Below are 17,044 nucleotides of genomic sequence, written 5' to 3'. Positions count from 1 at the left end.
GCTCGCCCCGGGAATTCGCGCCGCACCCGCGGCGGGCAGGTATCCGCTGGGGTAAGACGAAGACGAGCGTCGCTCGTGCTAGGAGCCTTGCAGCAGCCGGGCCCCGAGCGGGGTCACGGTGTGCAGGACCGAGTTCGCGTCCCGGCGGCTCGCCACGAGCCCGGCCGCGCGCAGGACGCCCACGTGCTCACTGGCGGAAGCGGGGGAAATCCGGGCCAGCCGGGCCAGCTCACCGGTCGTCGCCCCCGCTTCGGCGAGTTCCAGCACCGCGGCACGGGTCCGGCCCAGCAACCTGCCGAGCGTCCGGCCTTGGTCGCGCCCGAGCACGGCGGGATCGTGCGCGACCGGGTAGACGAGCACGGGCGCCAGCGCCGGATCGGCGCAGGTGACAGGACGGCGCAGGCAGAAGAACGAGGGGATCAGGACGAGGCCACGGTCGTCGAGGTGCACGGTCTGCTCGACGGGGTAGTCCGCCCACAGCACCGGCGGCTCCCAGGTCAGGGTGGGACGCAAGCTGGCCAGCAGCCCGTCCACGCCGTTCTCCAGGAAAGCTCGTGCCCGCACGGCGCGATCGGCGTCGACCGCGGCGCGCAGCGAACCCGCCCACGGAGCCAGCGCGGTCTCGCGGTAGGTCCGCAGTGCCTTTCCCAGCGCACGGACGAGATCGGCCTTTCCCCGCGCGAGCTGCGTGGTCCACGGCGGCAGGGGCCGATGGGCCGACAGGATGGCCAGTTCCCGCCGCATCCGCGCGGCCGGGGTGTGCAGCACGTCGTCGATCACCGTGTCCGGGCTTCCCCCGGACGGCGCGGGAGTAAGGAAATCGGGGAAGTACTTCGAGGCCGGGTTCAGCGGCGCCAGGAACCTGATCGCGGCGCGGACCGGGGAATCGGCGGACAACGCGAGCAGCCGGGCTTGCCACTGGTCCAGCCAGGGCGGGACGTCCTTGCGCTGCAGCACGTGCAGGCTCAGGACCAGTTCCCACATCGGGTCCGGTTCCCGCAGCACCCGGACGCGGGCGAGATCGTCACCGGTGAAATGGATTCTGAGCATCCGCCGCCCCCAATGGGGAAAGTGTGGCACCGCCGCGTGATCGGCATCAACGACCGCACCTGTGAAATCGCTGTGACTTCTTTTCCCGGGGCTTTCGGGACAGCCCGAAACAGGTGGTGCCTCGTTCGAGGTGGCGGGACCGTGGCTTCCACGCGGCCGCCGAAGGACGGTGGGCCGGAGCGGAAAGGATCGTCCCATGCGCAACAGGAACCTTCGGGTGCTCGCGACCGGGATCGCGGCTCTCGGCGCGGCAGGGGCACTGGTGGCCGCCGCGGGTCCGGCCACCGGAGCCACCCCCGACGTCATCGCCTGCGGCAACACCCGCATCTGCCTCTACCCCGACATCGGCTACGGCGGCCAGCCCTGGACTTGGCCGAACGACTCCAGCGACGGCAACATCAGCGACGTCGGCGCGAACGACAAGGCGAGTTCCATCACCAACAACAGCAACTACTACGTCCGCTTCTACGCGAACTCCTACGGTGGCGAGCCACACGTGTGCCTGCATCCGCACAGTTCGATCAGCGACCTGCGGAGCTACTCGATGAACGACAAGATCTCGTCGTTCTACAGCAGCAACACCGCCTGCGCTTCCTAGCCGTCCGCCGGACACGGAACGGGGCCGCGCGAAAGCAGGGGATTCGCGCGGCCCCACCGTGTCGGTTCGTGGCGGAACTCAGCGCACGACGGCGCCCGTCTTCGGGTCCAGCTGCACCGCGGGGGCACGGTGGCCGAAGAAGTCGAGCATGTTCCACAGCCCGCCGGCGCGGGTGTCGAACGAGCCGCCGCCGACGCGGCCGGTGAGCCAGTTGTCCTCGATGAACTGCAGCACCGAGGTCTGGTCCGTCTGGGTGTGGTCGACGAAGTTGGTCTTCGCGAACGGCGAGACCACCAGCAGCGGCAGGCGCGGGCCGTAACCGCAGCGGTCGGCTTCACCGGCCAGCTGCGACTTCGTGCTCGTGCACACCGCCGAGTCCTGCGACGCGTCCTTCGAGCCGTTGACGATCTTCGACGCCTGGTGGTCGTACCAGCCGTCGGAGTCGTCGTAGGCCAGCACGATCGCGGTGGACGCCCAGTCCTTCGAGTGCTGGATCTTGTCGATCTCGCTCACCACGAACTGCTGCTCGTCCAGCGGGTCGGAGTAGCCCGCGTGCCCGTCCTGGTACTCCGGCGCCTTGAGGAAGCTCACCGCGGGCATGTTCCCGGCCTGCAGGGCGGCGTCGAAGTCGGTCAGGTCGTACTGGTGGTTGGCCTGGTCGGTCTGCCCGATCGCGGCCACCGAGCTCGGCGGCAGGTGCTTCTCGTTCGCCGTCGACTTGTAGTACTGGAACGGCTCGTGGTGCGGGCTGTAGTCGACCGCGGAGATGCCGCCGATGTTGGCGTGCTTGGCGCCGCAGACCGCGTAGCCGTTGGCGGTGCCGGTCGGGCGGAAGCCGCCCTGGAACCAGCCCCACGTGACGTGGCGGGAGTTGAGCAGGTCACCGACGTTGGTGCCCTGCATGACACCCAGGTTGTCGGTGGCGGTGTGGTTCTTGTCCGAGCAGTCGTCGAACGCCGGGTCCGGGTCGTTGATGACCGTGCCGACGCCCTTCTTGTCGGGCGAGGCCACCACGTAGGAGTCGCTGACCGGCTGGTGCGTCACCGGGTCGACGGCCTGGATCCCGTGCGTCTGCCCGGAGATCAGGTTGATCGCGCCCGGGGTGGAGGGCCCGAACGTGGTGTTGAACGAGTTGTCGTTCAGCGCGTAGTGCTGGGCGTAGTTCCACATGCCGGTGACGGTGTTGCCGTCGTAGTAGTCCATCACCAGGCCCGGCTCGCCGAACAGGATCGGCTGCCCGGTGCACTTGTCCGTCTCGGTGTTCTCGACGAACTTGTCCATCTTGCCGCCGTCGAACGCCTTCTGCTCGGCGCCGTAGTTGTGGTTCTGGTCGCACGTCAGCGCCTGGCTCGGCGCCAGCCGCTTCGGGTCGTAGGCGTTCGGGTTGTCGGTGAGCAGCTGCTGCGTCAGCCCGTTGACCTTCGGGGTGTTCTTCGCGGCGGTGAACGGCGTGCCGTCGGTGTTGGCCGCGTTGGGGTAGGTGCCGAAGTAGTGGTCGAACGAGATGTTCTCGCCGAAGATCACCACGACGTGCTTGATCGGGGTGGCGGTGTGGAGCCAGTCGGCGTGCTGCGCCTGCAGCGGCTGCGCGTCGGCGCCGCCGACCGCGGTGGTGACGGCGACGGCCACACCGGCCGCGGTCACCAGCGCACCGGCGCCGAACAGCACTCGCTTTCGGCGCCAGCGCCCGGGAGCTCTGTCCACAGTGTCCTCCTGCTGGATGGGTGGGAACGGGTTCTCCCCGGTCAGGCCAGCAAGGCCCGGCCGAAGAAGTCGGTGGGCCCGGTCACGCCGGGCAGTGCGAAGAAGTAGCCGCCGCCGAACGGCGAGATGTAGTCGGTCAGCGGCTCGTCGATCAGTCGCGTTTGGACGGCCTCGAACTGCCGGGCGATGTCCTGCTGGTAGCAGGTGAAGATCAGGCCCATGTCGAGGTTGCCGTTGCTGTCGACGCCCCGGTCGTAGTTGCACGCCCGGCGCAGGATGCGGCTGGAGTCGGTCTCCGGCGTGCGCGGGTTGGCCAGCCGCATGTGGCTGGTGAGCGGGATGACCGTGCCGGTCGGGTCGTCGGCGTAGTTCGGCAGGTCGGTCTCGGCCGCGCCGTCGAGCGGCGCCCCGCTGTCGCGGCGGCGGCCGAACATGTTCTCCTGCTCGGAGAGCGAGACGCGGTCCCAGAACTCGACGAGCATGCGGATCAGCCGGATCACCTGGTAGCTGCCGCCGGTGGTCCACGCGGGCTCGCCGCCGCCGGACACCCACACGAGCCGGTCGAGCTCGTCCGCCGCCGGGTTGACCGTGCCGTCCTTGAAGCCCATCAGGTTGCGGGGCGTGCCTTCCGGGCGCGGGCGCGAGCTGAACCCGTTGATGCGCCAGCGCAGTTGCATCGCGCCGCGGGTCGCGCGGGCGATGTCGCGCAGCGCGTGCACGACGGTGTCCGAGTCACTGGCGGCGAGTGTCAGGCTGAGGTCGCCGTGGCACTGGGCCTCGTCGAGCGCGTCGTTGGGGAACATCCGCATCTGCGTGAGCTTCGCGGGTTTCCGGTCGGCGAGGCCGTAACGGTCGTCGAACAGCGACGCCCCCACGCCGAGGGTGACGGTGAGGTCGCCCGCCGGAACGGTGGGGCCGAGCACACCGGAGTCGGCCGGGGGCGCGGTGATCCCGACGGCGGTCGGCGAGCCGCCGGTGGTCAGGAAGCGGGCCCGGTCGGTGACGGCGCGCAGCAGGTCGGTGAGCTCCGCCCGGTTCCCGGCGATCACGTCGAAGGACGCCACGATCGACTGGGGCGCCGGGAAACGCAGGATCCCGGCCTGGTGCGTGCCGTGGAAGGGCAGGGACTCCCCGGTGCCGGCAGTGGTGGCGGTGGTGGCAGCGGCGACGGCAACGCCCGTGCCCGCCGCGGCGGCGGTCACCCCGGCGCCGAGCACGGCGCCACGCAGGAAGGTCCGGCGGTTCGCGGTCACGGGACCCGCCTCGGCTCGGTGATGGCCGCGATCGGGGCGAGGCGTTCGACCAGCCCGCCGACCGCGCCGTCGATCTTCTCGTGCTGCTCACGCGTGAGCTGGGTGACGGGCGTCCAGCCGCCGTCGGGCCGCTGCGCGGAGCGGAGGGCCTGGTCGGTGCGGTCCACCCAGCTGTCCACATCGGACATCTGGATCCGGGACGTCAGCAGGGGCCGCAACACGGTCAGCACCTCGCGCGTGCCGTCCAGGTTGGCCAGCGCGGTGGCGAGGTTGGTGCCGCTGCCGTAGTCGGTGCGGCCGGTGAGTTCGAACTGCAGGGTGTTCTCCAGGATCTCGTGGGCACGCAGGCCCAGGTCGTTCGGGTCGACCTGCAGGCGGGGCAGGTCGGTGCGCAGCTGGTGCACGTCGGCGTCGAGCTGGTCGGCCACCGCGGCGAGCGCGCCGAGGTCCTCGTTGTGCCACAGGCCGTATTCCAGCCGGTGGAAGCCGGTGAAGCCCTCGTCGGCGGTGCCGCCGGGCAGGCCGTCGGTGGTGCCGTTGATCGCGCCGTCGGAGTCGCCGAAGGCGTCGTACGCGGCGCCGAGGCGTTCGTACGTCAGGTGCGCGGTGAGCCAGGCGGCCTCGCTCGCGGCGCGGTTCCCGCCGTGCACGGCGTCGCGCAGCGCGTCGGCCTGGGTGGAGAGCGTGTCGACGCCCGCGGTGACGTAGGTCTGGTAGTCGCGCAGCGGGGCGAGGAGGTCGTTGCGGGAGACCGGCACGACGGCCGGGCCGGAGCGCTCGTCGCCGCCGGTGATGGTGACGCTGGGGCCGGTGATGGGGTCGGTCTCCTCGGGCGTGCACCGGAAGGCGTAGACGCCGTTGCCGAGGGTGACCTGCAGCGTGCGGGTGGTGCCCGGGCCGATGCCCTCGACCTCACCGAAGACGGTGCCGGTCGCGGGGTCGACCAGGTCGGCCTCGGCGGTGACGGAACCGGTGTTGTGCAGCCGGAAGGACTGGATGCCCGGCTTCGGGTCGGTCCAGCCTTCGCCGCAGGACGATCGCGAGACGGTGATCATCGGATCGCCGGGTTCGGCCGCGGGAGTGCCCTGCCAGGCGAGGAACACCACTCCCCCGACGACCACCACCACGGCGGCGAGCACCACGCCCGTGAGCCAGCGCGACACCCTGCTCCTATCGCTCGAACGGATGATTGCCGAACGGAGCGTAAGCGTTGGCGGGGACTTTCACGCCCCTGCCGGGGGTTTCCGCGCGAGGTTCAACGAGAGTTCACCTCGGTTTCCTCCCATTCAGGCTCAAATCGGATATACGGGGCGGCCGGGATCAGCGGCGGTCGAGCACGAACAGCGGCAGTTCCCGGCCCGCGACCGAACGCTCCATCGCGTATCCCGGCCAGAACTCCAGCACCTCCCGCCACAACGCGGCGTACCGCTCGCCCGTCACCTCCGTCGCGAGCACCGGCACCTTCTTCCGCCGCACCTCGACCAGCGCCTTCGGCTGGGCCCGCAGGTTGTGCGCCCAGTCCGGGTCACGCGGCTTGCCCCAGTTGGAGCCGATCAGCACGAACTGGTCGCCACGCGGGAAGTAGAGCAGGTTGACCGTGCGCTCCAGCCCGCTCTTGCGCCCGGTGGTGGTCAGGCGCATCGACGGCAGGCCCGCGATCCCGAGCAGCGACACGCGCCCCCCGGTCAGCCGGTGCAGGCGCTTGTCGAGCGGCGGGACGAACTTCGCCGCGCGCATGAACCAGGGCTGGGACGCGAGCCAGAGTGCGATACGGGGTAACGGGTTCACCAGGCTATTCGATCATTCCTCCCGAACCGCCCTGGACAGGGACACCCCGAACCGGCGCTCGGCGTCGGTCCACCAGCGCTCCACGGCGAACCCGCTCTCCGCCAGCTCGGCCGCCACGCCGGCGGCCCGGAACTTCGCGGAGATCTCCGTGCGGATGTACTCGCCCTCGGCGAAGGACACCGTCAGCCCCGCGCCCGGGATGCGCACGGTCTGCTCCTCGGTGGCCCGCAACCGCATCTCGATCCACTCGTGCTCCGGGTCCCAGTACGCCTCGTGCGCGAAGCGGGCCGGGTCGAAGTCCGCGCCGAGCAGGTCGTTGACCACGCGGAGCATGTTGCGGTTGAACTCCGCGGTCACGCCCGCCGCGTCGTCGTACGCGCGGACCAGCGTCCCCGGATCCTTGACCAGGTCGGTGCCCAGCAGCAGCCACTCCCCCTCGGCCAGCACGGCGCGCACCGAGCGGAGGAACTTGCCGCGCTCGGCCGGGGAGAAGTTGCCGATCGTCCCGCCGAGGAACGCCACCACGCGCGGCGGCTCCCCGGGCAGCAGCCCGAGGTCCTCGGTGAAGTCACCGACCACCCCGCGCACCGCCAGCCCCGGGTAGCCGGCCCGGATCGCCGCGACCGCCTCGGCCAGCGCCGACGCGGAGACGTCCTGCGGCACGAACGTCTCCAGCGTGCCGTGCCCGCGCAGGCCGTCGAGCAGCAGGCGGGTCTTCTCGCTCGACCCCGAGCCCAGCTCGACGAGCGTGCGGGCCCCGGTGACGCGGGCGATCTCGCCCGCCTCCCGCGCCAGCACCTCGCGCTCGGCGCGGGTCGGGTAGTACTCCGGCAGCGCGGTGATCTCCTCGAACAGCTCGCTGCCGCGCGCGTCGTAGAACCACTTGGGCGGCAACCACTTCTGCGCCGCCGAGAAGCCGGACCGGACGTCGGTGCGCAGCGCCTCGGTGAGGTCGGCGGGGTGCCGGTGCACTTCGAGCTCGGGTTCGCTCATGGACGGGTACTCCGATCAGCGTCGAGGGGTACGAGGTCGGCCGAGCCGCGGCGCGCGACGACGGCGTGGCCTTCGGGCACCGGGCTCCAGCCCGGCCCCGGATCGGTGGGTTCGGAGGCGACCACCACCGCGTCGCCGCGCACGCGGTAGGACAGCGAATGGGTCCACGCGGTGGCCACCAGGGTTTCGCCGTCGGTCAGCAGCAGGTTGAGCCGCGAGCCGGGCGCGGCCTGCTCGGTGCGGCGGACGAGGTCGAAGACGGCCTCCGCCGGGTGCTCCCCGGCCCGCAGCCGCTCCCGCAGCAACGCCCACAGCACGGCCGAGTCCGTCGGCGCTTCGAGGGTGAGCAGCTCGGTGACCGGCAGCTTCCCCGCGAGCCCGGCGAGGGAGCCGGGCCAGCCGGGAACGCGGCCGTTGTGGCTGAACGCCCAGGGCCCATCGACGAACGGCGCGCACGCGCTTTCGGCCGCCGGCATGCCGGCGGTGCCGTTGCGCACCGCGGCCACGAACGCGCCCGAGCGCACCGACGCGGCGAGCACGGGCGCGTCGTGGTCGGCCCAGATCGGGCTCGCCCGCCGGTACCGCACGGGCGCGCCATCGGCGTACCACGCCAGGCCGAAGCCGTCGGCGTTCACCGTGCCGCCGCCCCGCATGTCGTCCGGCGCGTACGACTGGTGCAGCAGCGAATGCGGCGCGCCGAACACCAGCTCCGCGGGCGCGACGGGCGGCCCGACGTACGCCAGGTGCCTACACACCCCGGGCGTCCCTGGCGCAGCGGAACCCGGAGAAGATCTGCCGCCGGATCGGGTAGTCCCAGTTGCGGAACGTGCCGCGGACCGCCGCCGTGTCGGTGCCGAACGAGCCACCGCGCAGCACCTTGTACTCCGGGCCGAAGAACACCTCCGAGTACTCGCGGTACGGGAACGCGGCGAACCCGGGATAGCCCGAGAAGTCGCTGCTCGTCCACTCCCACACGTCGCCGATCAGCTGGTGCACGCCCAGCGGCGACGCACCCGCCGGGTACGCGCCGACGGCGGCGGGGCTCAGGTGCGCCTGCCCGAGGTTGGCGTGCTCCGGCCCCGGGTCCTCGTCGCCCCACGGGTAGCGCCGGGACCGGCCGGTGGCCGGGTCGAACCGCGCCGCCTTCTCCCACTCCCGTTCGGTGGGCAGCCGCTTGCCCGCCCACGCCGCGTACGCCTCGGCCTCGTGGAACGACACGTGCACCACGGGCTGCTCGGCCGGCACGCGTTCGTGCACCCCGAACCGCCTGCGCCACCAGCCGTCCTGCTGCCGGTACCAGAACCGGGGCGCGGTGATGTCGTGCGTGGTCCGGTACTCCCAGCCCGCGTCGCTCCACCACTGCCGCTGGTCGTAGCCGCCGGAGTCGAAGAACTCCGCGTACTGCCCGTTGGTGACCGGCGTGGTGTCGAGGAAGAACGCCTCGACGTCCACCTCGTGCGCCGGGCGCTCGTTGTCCAGCGCCCACGGTTCGACGCTGGTGCCCATCAGGAACGGGCCGCCCGGCACGAGGACCTCGGCGGGCAATGGGCCGGTGCGGCGGCCCGGCGCCGCGGGGGCGTGCAGCACCGGCTCGCCCTGGCGCAGCTGGTGGGTGGCCAGCATCGTCTCGTCGTGCTGCTGCTCGTGCTGGGTGATCATGCCGAACGCGAACCCGGCCTCGGTGAGCCTGCGCCCGGTCAGCGGCGCCTTCTCCAGCACCTCGAACGCCTTCGCCCGCACCTCGCCCACGTACCGGCGGGCCTCGGCGGGGCCGAGCAGCGGCAGCGCCGGCCGGTCGGCCCGCGGGTGCTGGAAGGCGTCGTACAGGTCGTCGATGTCCGGCCGCAGCGGTTCGCGCCCGCCGACGTCGCGGACGAGCCACAGCTCCTCCTGGCTGCCGATGTGGGCGAGGTCCCACACCAGCGGTGACATCAGCTTCGAGTGCTGGCGCACCAGGTCTTCGTCGTCCACCGCGCCGGTGAGCGCGGTGCTGCGCTCCCGTGCCCGGCCGAGCGCACGCGCGGCGTGCTCGCGCAGGCTTTCGGCGTTCTCGTCGCGGAAGGCGCTCGGTGTTTCGGTCAGGAACTCGGTCACGTCGCTCATCCCCTTCCGGCGTGCACGAGACGCTGCACGCCGTCGCTGATCTCGTCGATCGTTTCCTGCGGCAGGCCCGTGGCCGGCAGCGCCGCGCAGCCCAGGTCCGCCATTTTCGCCGCCACCGCGGCGATTTCGCCGTCTCCCAGCCCGGCCCGCGCCGCGCGCTCCCACGCGTCCGCGACGGGCTCGCACACCGCCAGCAATTTGTCCACAGTGGACGAGCGGGCCAGCAGTGCGGTCAGCAGCGCCACCGGGTGCAGCCACCGGTCCTTCGGCTGCGCGTCGAGGTAGCGCACCTCCAGGTAGCCGTGCGGCCGCACGGGCGTGAACATCGTGGTGACGTGGTAGTCAAGGTCGTCGGTGGTGGGCGGGCCGAGCAGCCCGGCCGCGCCGCGCCCGGCGACCCAGTCGGCGAAGGTGAGCCGCGGCGGCGCGTCCCACGGCCCTTCGGCGCGCCGCACCAGCATCAGCGGCGTGTCCATGAGCCTGCTCGCCCACGCCGCCGCCGGGTCGGGCGTCACCGGCCCGGCGAACGTGCGGGCGCGCTCGGTGTCGAGCACCGCCTGCCAGCGCGCGGACGCCAGGCCCGTGTCCCGCCCCGCGTGCCGCGGGGAGTTGGCGAACAGGGCCAGCAGCGGCGGGCCGAGCGCGTGCACCGCGGCCCAGCGCGCCGCGATCCCTTCGCGCTCGCCGCTGTCCACGCAGACCTGCAGCCCCGCCGTGCTGCACATCATGGTGAGGCCGCCGGGACCCAGCGGCGCGAAGCGGCGCTCCATCGCGGCGTAACGCTGCGTGGTCAGCAGCCGTCGCGGGGAGCGGTAGGGGTCGATCGCCGTTTCGCCGAGGGTGAAACCCGCGCGGGCGAGGAGATCGGTCAGGAAGGCCAGATCGGCGGAGACGACGCGCTCGAGCTCTGGCAGGGAATTCTGTGGCGGGGCCGAGATCTCCACCTGGCCGCCCGGTTCGAGGGTGAGCGGGGAACCGGCGGGCAGTGGCTCGGCGGGACTGTCGGGGACGAGGGTGCGCGGGGCGTGCGGCCCGAGCGCGCGGGCGAGGTCAGCAGCCCGCAGGGGTCTGGCGGGGTCGCCGGCGTAGTGCACGGTGTACTCCAGCTCGACCCCGAGCAGTCTCGGAGGGCCGTGCTTGAAGCACACCGACGCGACGTAGCCCTCGCCGGCGGCGCGGTCGGAGATGACCTTCGCGGACATCCCGCAGGCGCCGGGAGCGGACCCCGGAACGTGGCGAACCGTTGTCATGTCACACCTGTTTCCGTCAGGAGGAGCACTGGTTCCGGACGCTACACGGGTGGTACGACAATTTCAGGTGCCCGCGAAGGGCCACAGTACGTACGTACGGATTGCGTAAGAACTACCCCGCGTGACACGATCGGCGAATGCCACGGGTGAGCCAGGATCATCTCGAAGCGCGGCGGCGCCAGATCCTGGACGGCTCACGTGTCTGCTTCGCCCGGTACGGGTACGAGGGTGCCACGGTCCGGCGCCTGGAGGAAGCGACCGGGCTGTCCCGCGGCGCGATCTTCCACCACTTCCGGGACAAGGAGTCGCTGTTCCTCGCGCTGGCCGAGGAGGACGCGGCGCGGATGGCCGACGTCGTCGCCGCCCAGGGGCTGGTGCAGGTGATGCGGGACCTGCTGGCGGGCGGCGAGCACCCCGCGGACTGGCTCGGCACCCGGCTGGAGGTCTCGCGGCGGCTTCGCACGGACCCGGAGTTCCGCGGCCGCTGGGCGGAACGCTCGGAGCAGCTCACCGCCGCGACGCGCAAACGCCTGCTGCGCCAGCGCGACGCCGGGATCCTGCGCGACGACGTCGACGTGGACGTGCTCACCTCGTACCTCGAACTGGTCCTCGAAGGACTCGTCTCGCACCTGGCGATGGGGCTGCCGGCGGAAAACCTGGGCCCGGTGCTGGATCTCGTCGAAGAAAGCGTGCGCCGGCACCGCGTTCGTGCTTCCGTGGAGCCATGAACCTGCTCGACGCCCACGGGGCCGCGCTGCGAGAGTTCGACGAAACCGTGCACCGGGTGACCGGCGGCCAGTGGGACGCCGCCACGCCGTGTACCGAGTGGACCGTGCGGGACGTGGTCAACCACCTCGTGTCCGAACAGCTGTGGGTCCCGCACCTGCTCGCCGGGCAGACGCTCGACGAGGTCGGCGACCGCTACGACGGCGACGTGCTGGGCGAAGACCCGGTGGCGGCGTGGGAACGGGCGTCCGCCGCGGCCCGCGAGGCGTGGCTGGAGCCCGGCGCCCTCGGCCGGCGGGTGCACCTGTCCTTCGGCGAGTCCGACGCGACCCTCTACGGCTGGCAGATGACGCTGGACCTCTCGGTGCACGCGTGGGACCTGGCGATGGGCATCGGCGCGCCGCAGCCCATCGCGGACGACCTCGCCGAGGAGCTGCTGATCAGGGTGGGCTCACAGTTGAAGGCCATCCAGGGCACCGACCTCCTCGGCGAGGAGGTGCCGGTGCCCGCCGACGCGCCGGCGGCGGACCGCCTGCTGGGGCTCGCCGGCCGCGACCCGCGCGGCTGAAGCGATCGAGTCCGCAGGTCACCGGCTCGCCCGCTATCATGGACGGCACCGCGAACCCCTTCGTCAAGGAGTGACCTCTTCCCGTGCGCGACGCGCAGTCACCTGGTGACAGTACCCAGCCGGGTGAGGAACCCGGCTCTCCCGATCACCATCCCGCCGGCCCCCGGGCGGGGGCGCGGTGATGGACGTCCTGGTCTCCGTGCTCGGCGTGCTGTTCTTCGTCCTGCTGACCGTCGGCACGGGCCTGGCCGTCGCCGCGGAGTTCTCGCTCACCGCACTGGAACGCAGCACCGTCGAGGCGGACGCCCGCAGCCGTGGTGACCGCCGCTCGGAGATCGTCCGCAAGGCGCACGCGCACCTGTCCTACCAGCTGTCCGGCGCGCAGGTCGCGATCACGCTGACCACGCTGGTCACCGGTTACGTCGCGGAGCCGCTCATCGGCAGGCTGGTGCGCCCGGTGCTCGCCGGCGTCGGGCTGTCGGAGGCCGTCGCCGAGGGCGCGGCGGTGGTCATCGCCCTGCTGCTGGCCACGTCGCTGTCGATGATCCTCGGCGAGATGGTGCCGAAGAACCTCGCCGTGGCCCGGCCGTTGCGGACCGCGCGCGCGGTGATGGGCTACCACTCGCGGTTCTCGGCCCTGTTCCGCTGGCTCATCACGCTGATGAACAACAGCGCGAACTGGGTGGTGCGCAAGTTCGGCGTCGAGCCGCAGGAGGAGCTGCGCTCGGCGCGCTCGCCGCAGGAGCTCGGCTCGATCGTGCGCACCAGCGCCGAGAGCGGCACCCTCGACACCTCCACCGCGCAGCTGCTGGACAAGTCGCTGCGCTTCGGCGGCCGCACCGCCGACGAGCTGATGACCCCGCGCGTGCAGGTCGAGTCGCTGACGGTGGACGAGACGATCACCGACCTCATCGCGCTCGCGCGGCGCACCGGCTTCTCCCGCTTCCCCGTCTACCGTGAGGACCTCGACGACGTCCAGGGCGCGGTGCACGTCAAGCAGGCGTTCGTCGTCCCGGCGCAGGAGCGCGGCAGCGTGCGGATCGGCTCGGTGATGCGGCCGATGCCGACCGTGCCGGAGTCGCTGCCCGGCGACGCCCTGCTGTCCCGGCTGCGCGACTCGCGGTACCAGATCGCCATGGTCGTCGACGAGTACGGCGGCACGGCCGGACTGGTCACGCTGGAGGACGTGGTCGAGGAGATCATCGGCGACGTCCGCGACGAGCACGACGAGGGCGAGGCGCCCGCGTCGCAGCGGCTGGACACCGACACGTGGCTGGTGTCGGGCCAGCTGCGCGCGGACGAGGTCAGCGAGCTGACCGGGTTCCGCATGCCCGAGGGCGACTACGAGACGATCGCCGGGCTGGTGCTCGAACGCCTGGGCCGGATCCCGGCGCCGGGCGACGGCGCGGAGGTCGACGGCTGGCGGCTCACCGTCCTGACCATGGACCGGCACCGCATCGCGGAGCTGAGCGTGCACCGGCTCGACGAGCCCGCTCCCGCCGGCGAGGAGGCGGACCGGTGAACGACTGGCTCGCGATCCTGCTCGTCGTGGTTCTGCTGCTGCTCAACGCGTTCTTCGTCGGCGCGGAGTTCACCCTGATCTCCTCGCGCCGCGACCGGCTGGAAGCCCTGCTGGAGCAGGGCAAGACGCGCGCGAAGATCGTCATCAACGCCAGCCGCCACGTGTCGCTGATGCTCGCGGGCGCGCAGCTGGGCATCACGATCTGCTCGCTGCTGCTGGGCCGCCTCGGCGAGCCCGCGGTGGCGCACCGCCTCGGCGGGTTCTTCGCGCTGCTGCACGTGCCCGAGGTGCTCGTGCACGCGATCTCGTTCGCGATCGCGCTGGCGTTCATCACGGTCCTGCACGTGCTGATCGGCGAGATGGTGCCGAAGAACCTCGCGATCGCCGACCCCGAGCGGCTCGCGCTGTGGCTGGTGCCGGTGCACGTCGGGTGGGTGAAGCTCGCGCGGCCGTTCATCTGGCTGCTGAACTTCCTGGCGAACTCCCTGCTGCGCTCGGTGAAGGTCGAGCCGAAGGACGAGCTGGAGACCGCGTACACCTCGGCGGAGCTGGCCGAGCTGCTCAGCGAGTCGCGCCGTGAGGGGCTGCTGGAGCAGTCCGAGCACGAGCGGCTGAGCCAGACGCTGTCGTCGGTGGCGAAGACGGTGGCGGACGTGCTGGTGCCCCTGCACGAGCTGACCACCCTCTCCCCCGCCCCGACGGTCGGCGAGGTCGAGAAAGCCGTGTCGGAGACCGGTTTCTCCCGCTACCCGCTCTGCTCGCCCGCCGGTGAGCTCATCGGGTACCTGCACGTGAAGGACGTGCTGGACCAGATCGGCGACGACCCGGGCACCACGATCGCGCCGGACAAGATCCGCGCGCTGACCGACCTCCCGGTGGCCGCGCGGCTCGACGAGGCGCTGTCGGCCATGCGGGCGGAAGGCACGCACCTGGCCCGGGTGCTCGACACCGAGGGCCGTCCGGTCGGCGTGGTGGCGCTGGAGGACCTGGTCGAGGAGTACGTGGGCACGGTTCGCGACGGCACGCACGTGGCGGCCTGACGCCATGCGGGTGCTGGGGCCGGACGAGTGGGGCGAACGCGAGCGCGCCCACGTCGCGCGCGTCTCCCGCTGGACGCGCCCGTACCTGGAGCGGCGTTCGCGCGGGGAGAAGCATCCGGTCGAGGACTTCCTGTTCCAGTACTACTCGCACCGGCCCACGCACCTGGAGCGCTGGCACCCCGGCCTCGGCGTGGTGCTCGCGGGCGCCGAGGCCAGGCGGTTCCTCGCCCGCCCCGGCTACGTACGGGTGGACGACGGGGTCGCGCTCGACGAGGCGGCGTTCACGGAGAAGAAGGCGGACACGGCCCGGTACTTCCTGGCGCTGCTGGAAAAGACCGCGAGCCGGGCACCGCGGCTGAGCTGTTTCGGGCTGCACGAGTGGGCCATGGTGTACCGACAGCGCGCCGGGCAGGTGCGGCACGACCAGCTGCCGCTGCGGCTGGGCGGCACGGGCACGGACGCCGTCGTGGAGTCGCTCGAAATCCGGTGCGGGCACTACGACGCATTCCGGTTCTTCACCGAACCCGCGCGGCCGCGCAACACGCTGCAGCCCACGCGCGCGACCCAGGCCCAGTTCGAGCAGCCGGGCTGTCTCCACGCCAACATGGATCTCTACAAGATCGCGTACAAACTCGACCCGTTCGTCCCCTCGGAACTGCTCGCCGACTGCTTCGAGCTGGCGGTGCGGATCCGCGAGCTGGACATGCGCGCGAGCCCCTACGATCTTTCCGCACTGGGATATCCGCCGGTGCGCGTCGAGTCGGCTTCCGGGCGCGCGGAATACGCCCGGATGCAGGGAGAGTTCGCCCGCCGTGCGGCGCCGCTGCGCAACAAGCTCATAGCGCAGTGCAATCATTTACTTTCGCTTCACAACTGAATGACAGACCATTTCGCCCGTGACGCTGGGTTTTTCAGACTTCCTGGGCGTATCACGTTTTCCTAACGCTGTACCCCTGTTAGGGTGAACTCGTTTGCCGAGTCGGCACTGAGAGTTGAAGGGACCAACCCGATGGGGCGTCACAGCCGGGACGACGATCCCGCTCCTCGCCTCCCCGAGCGACCGCAGGAGTCGCGGCGGCCGGCGGGCGGCGGTGGGCATCCGAGACAACCGCAGCTGGGGGCCGGGCGCGCGCCGATGCGGCCGGGTCCGGTAGCGCCGGTGCGCCCGCAGCGGCCCCTTCCTCCCGTCGACGACCGCACGCGCGTGATCCCCGCCGTGACGGACGAGAACCGCACCACGGCCGGCCTCCGCCGTCCCGACCCGGAGGAGTTCCGCAGCACGGACGCGCTGCGCCGGGGCGAGCCGATCGACGGCGGCAGCGGCTGGTTCCGCGCCACGGCGAGCGGGAACTTCCACCCCGTCCCGGTCGACGCGGTGCCGCCGAGCGCCCGCATGGTGGACACCGGCGGCTTCAGCGCGTTCACGCAGGACGACGAGGACCCGGTCACCTCGGCGGGCAGTTTCCGGGCCTTCCAGGATGACACCGCTGACAACGATGACGTCGGCGAAGGCGGGGTGACGGGCAGCGGCGCCTTCCGCGCGTTCACCGGCACCAGCTCCCCCGCCACCGAGGGCCGGTCCACCGCCAGTGGCGGCTTCCCGCCGGTTCGCGAGGACGCCGAGGGCCGCGCCACCGCCAGCGGCCGGTTCCGCCCGGCGAAGAAGGAGCGCGGCACCTCCACGGGTAGCCACCGCCCCGTCCGCGAGGACGCGGGCGAGGGCCGCTCGACGTCCAGCGGTTCCTTCCGCGCCACCTCGACCGGCAGCCACCGCCCGGTCGGCGAAGGCCGGTCCACCGGCACCGGCAGCCACCGCGTCGTCAGCGACGGGCGCTCGACGGTCACCGGCACCCACCGCGCGATGGGCAAGGTCGCCGGACGGCGGCGGATCGCGAAGTGGCCGATCGCCGTCGGGGTGTTCGTCGTGCTGGTGGTGGCCGGGCTGCTCGCCTGGGGCTGGGCCAGCAATGTGCTCAACAGCCGCGCCGAGGCCCAGGCGAACGCCTGCACCGACGGCAACTCCACGCTGACCGTCGTGGTCACCCCGAGCATCCAGAAACCGGTGCAGGCGAGCGCGAACCGCTGGAACCAGGCCAACACCGTCGTGCACGCCCACTGCGTCCACATCGACGTGCGGGCGATCCCGTCACAGCAGGTGCTCGACGCGCTGACCGGCAAGACGGACATCGCCACCATCGGCGGCCTGCCCGCGGCCTGGGTGCCCGAGAACGAGTACTGGGTCGACCAGCTGCAGACCACGAAGCCGGGCATGGTCGGCGCCCCCGCCGAGTCCATCGCCACCGCCAGCTCGGCCGACTACCCCTTCCTCGGCCTCGCAGGCAACACCATCGACGAGGTGCAGGCCCGGGCGGCCCAGGTGTTCCGCGACTTCCTCCGGGAACCGGCGCAGGCACCGGAGTTCACCGCGGTGGGCCTCACCGCCGGTTAG

16 protein-coding genes are annotated in these 17,044 nt (G+C 71.8%); 7 read left to right on the top strand and 9 right to left on the bottom strand.

Annotation, left to right across the window (positions count from 1 at the left end):
* Nucleotides 1-78 precede the first annotated feature (78 nt).
* The gene (locus tag FHX82_RS19820; protein ID WP_145937876.1) at nucleotides 79-1,050 is read right to left on the bottom strand and encodes an ArsR/SmtB family transcription factor; all 972 of its coding nucleotides are present in this window, start codon (nucleotides 1,048-1,050) and stop codon (nucleotides 79-81) included.
* A gap of 196 nt (nucleotides 1,051-1,246) precedes the next feature.
* Between FHX82_RS19820 and FHX82_RS19815 the strand changes: the two genes are divergently transcribed.
* The gene (locus FHX82_RS19815; RefSeq protein ID WP_145937877.1) at nucleotides 1,247-1,648 is read left to right on the top strand and encodes a peptidase inhibitor family I36 protein; all 402 of its coding nucleotides are present in this window, start codon (nucleotides 1,247-1,249) and stop codon (nucleotides 1,646-1,648) included.
* Nucleotides 1,649-1,726: 78 nt separating this feature from the next.
* Here the strand turns inward: FHX82_RS19815 and FHX82_RS19810 are convergent, their stop codons facing one another.
* The 8 genes from FHX82_RS19810 to FHX82_RS19775 all read right to left on the bottom strand — a co-directional run bounded on the left by FHX82_RS19810 (nucleotide 1,727) and on the right by FHX82_RS19775 (nucleotide 10,739).
* Complete coding sequence (locus FHX82_RS19810; RefSeq protein WP_145937878.1) at nucleotides 1,727-3,352, bottom strand: phospholipase C; 1,626 nt, start codon at nucleotides 3,350-3,352, stop codon at nucleotides 1,727-1,729.
* Between the two features lie 41 nt (nucleotides 3,353-3,393).
* Complete coding sequence (gene efeB / locus FHX82_RS19805) at nucleotides 3,394-4,605, bottom strand: iron uptake transporter deferrochelatase/peroxidase subunit (RefSeq protein WP_145937879.1); 1,212 nt, start codon at nucleotides 4,603-4,605, stop codon at nucleotides 3,394-3,396.
* On the bottom strand, nucleotides 4,602-5,768 hold the full coding sequence (locus tag FHX82_RS19800; RefSeq protein WP_229880633.1) for an EfeM/EfeO family lipoprotein: 1,167 nt from the start codon (nucleotides 5,766-5,768) through the stop codon (nucleotides 4,602-4,604). The genes efeB and FHX82_RS19800 overlap by 4 nt, the downstream gene beginning before the upstream one ends.
* Before the next feature lie 157 nt (nucleotides 5,769-5,925).
* Nucleotides 5,926-6,342, bottom strand: a complete 417-nt coding sequence (locus FHX82_RS19795; RefSeq protein WP_145937897.1) for a nitroreductase family deazaflavin-dependent oxidoreductase — start codon at nucleotides 6,340-6,342, stop codon at nucleotides 5,926-5,928.
* A 63-nt stretch (nucleotides 6,343-6,405) separates the two neighbouring features.
* Nucleotides 6,406-7,386, bottom strand: coding sequence for an L-histidine N(alpha)-methyltransferase (gene egtD / locus FHX82_RS19790; RefSeq protein ID WP_145937880.1), 981 nt, complete (start codon nucleotides 7,384-7,386; stop codon nucleotides 6,406-6,408).
* Nucleotides 7,383-8,141 carry an ergothioneine biosynthesis protein EgtC gene (egtC, locus tag FHX82_RS19785; protein ID WP_145937881.1) on the bottom strand — a complete coding sequence of 253 codons (759 nt, stop codon included), beginning with the start codon at nucleotides 8,139-8,141 and terminating at the stop codon, nucleotides 7,383-7,385. The genes egtD and egtC overlap by 4 nt, the downstream gene beginning before the upstream one ends.
* A complete protein-coding gene (egtB, locus tag FHX82_RS19780) occupies nucleotides 8,134-9,489 on the bottom strand; it encodes an ergothioneine biosynthesis protein EgtB (protein ID WP_145937882.1) in 1,356 nt (451 codons plus the stop codon). Before egtB ends, egtC begins: the two co-directional genes overlap by 8 nt.
* Nucleotides 9,486-10,739 (bottom strand): glutamate-cysteine ligase family protein, encoded by a 1,254-nt coding sequence (locus FHX82_RS19775; protein ID WP_229880632.1) that lies wholly within the window; start codon nucleotides 10,737-10,739, stop codon nucleotides 9,486-9,488. Before FHX82_RS19775 ends, egtB begins: the two co-directional genes overlap by 4 nt.
* A 137-nt stretch (nucleotides 10,740-10,876) precedes the next feature.
* Here FHX82_RS19775 and FHX82_RS19770 point away from each other — a divergent pair, with 137 nt between their 5' ends.
* From FHX82_RS19770 to FHX82_RS37755, 6 genes are all read left to right on the top strand, one after another.
* Entirely contained in the window at nucleotides 10,877-11,467 is a 591-nt protein-coding gene (locus FHX82_RS19770; protein WP_145937883.1) for a TetR/AcrR family transcriptional regulator, read from the top strand.
* Entirely contained in the window at nucleotides 11,464-12,033 is a 570-nt protein-coding gene (locus tag FHX82_RS19765; RefSeq protein ID WP_145937884.1) for a TIGR03086 family metal-binding protein, read from the top strand. The genes FHX82_RS19770 and FHX82_RS19765 overlap by 4 nt, the downstream gene beginning before the upstream one ends.
* A 181-nt stretch (nucleotides 12,034-12,214) precedes the next feature.
* Complete coding sequence (locus FHX82_RS19760; protein ID WP_221216170.1) at nucleotides 12,215-13,555, top strand: hemolysin family protein; 1,341 nt, start codon at nucleotides 12,215-12,217, stop codon at nucleotides 13,553-13,555.
* On the top strand, nucleotides 13,552-14,595 hold the full coding sequence (locus tag FHX82_RS19755; protein WP_145937886.1) for a hemolysin family protein: 1,044 nt from the start codon (nucleotides 13,552-13,554) through the stop codon (nucleotides 14,593-14,595). The genes FHX82_RS19760 and FHX82_RS19755 overlap by 4 nt, the downstream gene beginning before the upstream one ends.
* 4 nt (nucleotides 14,596-14,599) lie before the next feature.
* Entirely contained in the window at nucleotides 14,600-15,472 is an 873-nt protein-coding gene (locus FHX82_RS19750; protein WP_145937887.1) for a 3-methyladenine DNA glycosylase, read from the top strand.
* Nucleotides 15,473-15,811: 339 nt separating this feature from the next.
* The gene (locus tag FHX82_RS37755) at nucleotides 15,812-17,044 is read left to right on the top strand and encodes a substrate-binding domain-containing protein (RefSeq protein WP_229880631.1); all 1,233 of its coding nucleotides are present in this window, start codon (nucleotides 15,812-15,814) and stop codon (nucleotides 17,042-17,044) included.

Source organism: Amycolatopsis bartoniae, assembly GCF_014191255.1.
Classification (GTDB): domain Bacteria; phylum Actinomycetota; class Actinomycetes; order Mycobacteriales; family Pseudonocardiaceae; genus Amycolatopsis_E; species Amycolatopsis_E bartoniae.
The sequence above is the reverse complement of the archived record's forward strand: the minus strand, read 5'-3'. Positions and strand labels throughout refer to the sequence as shown.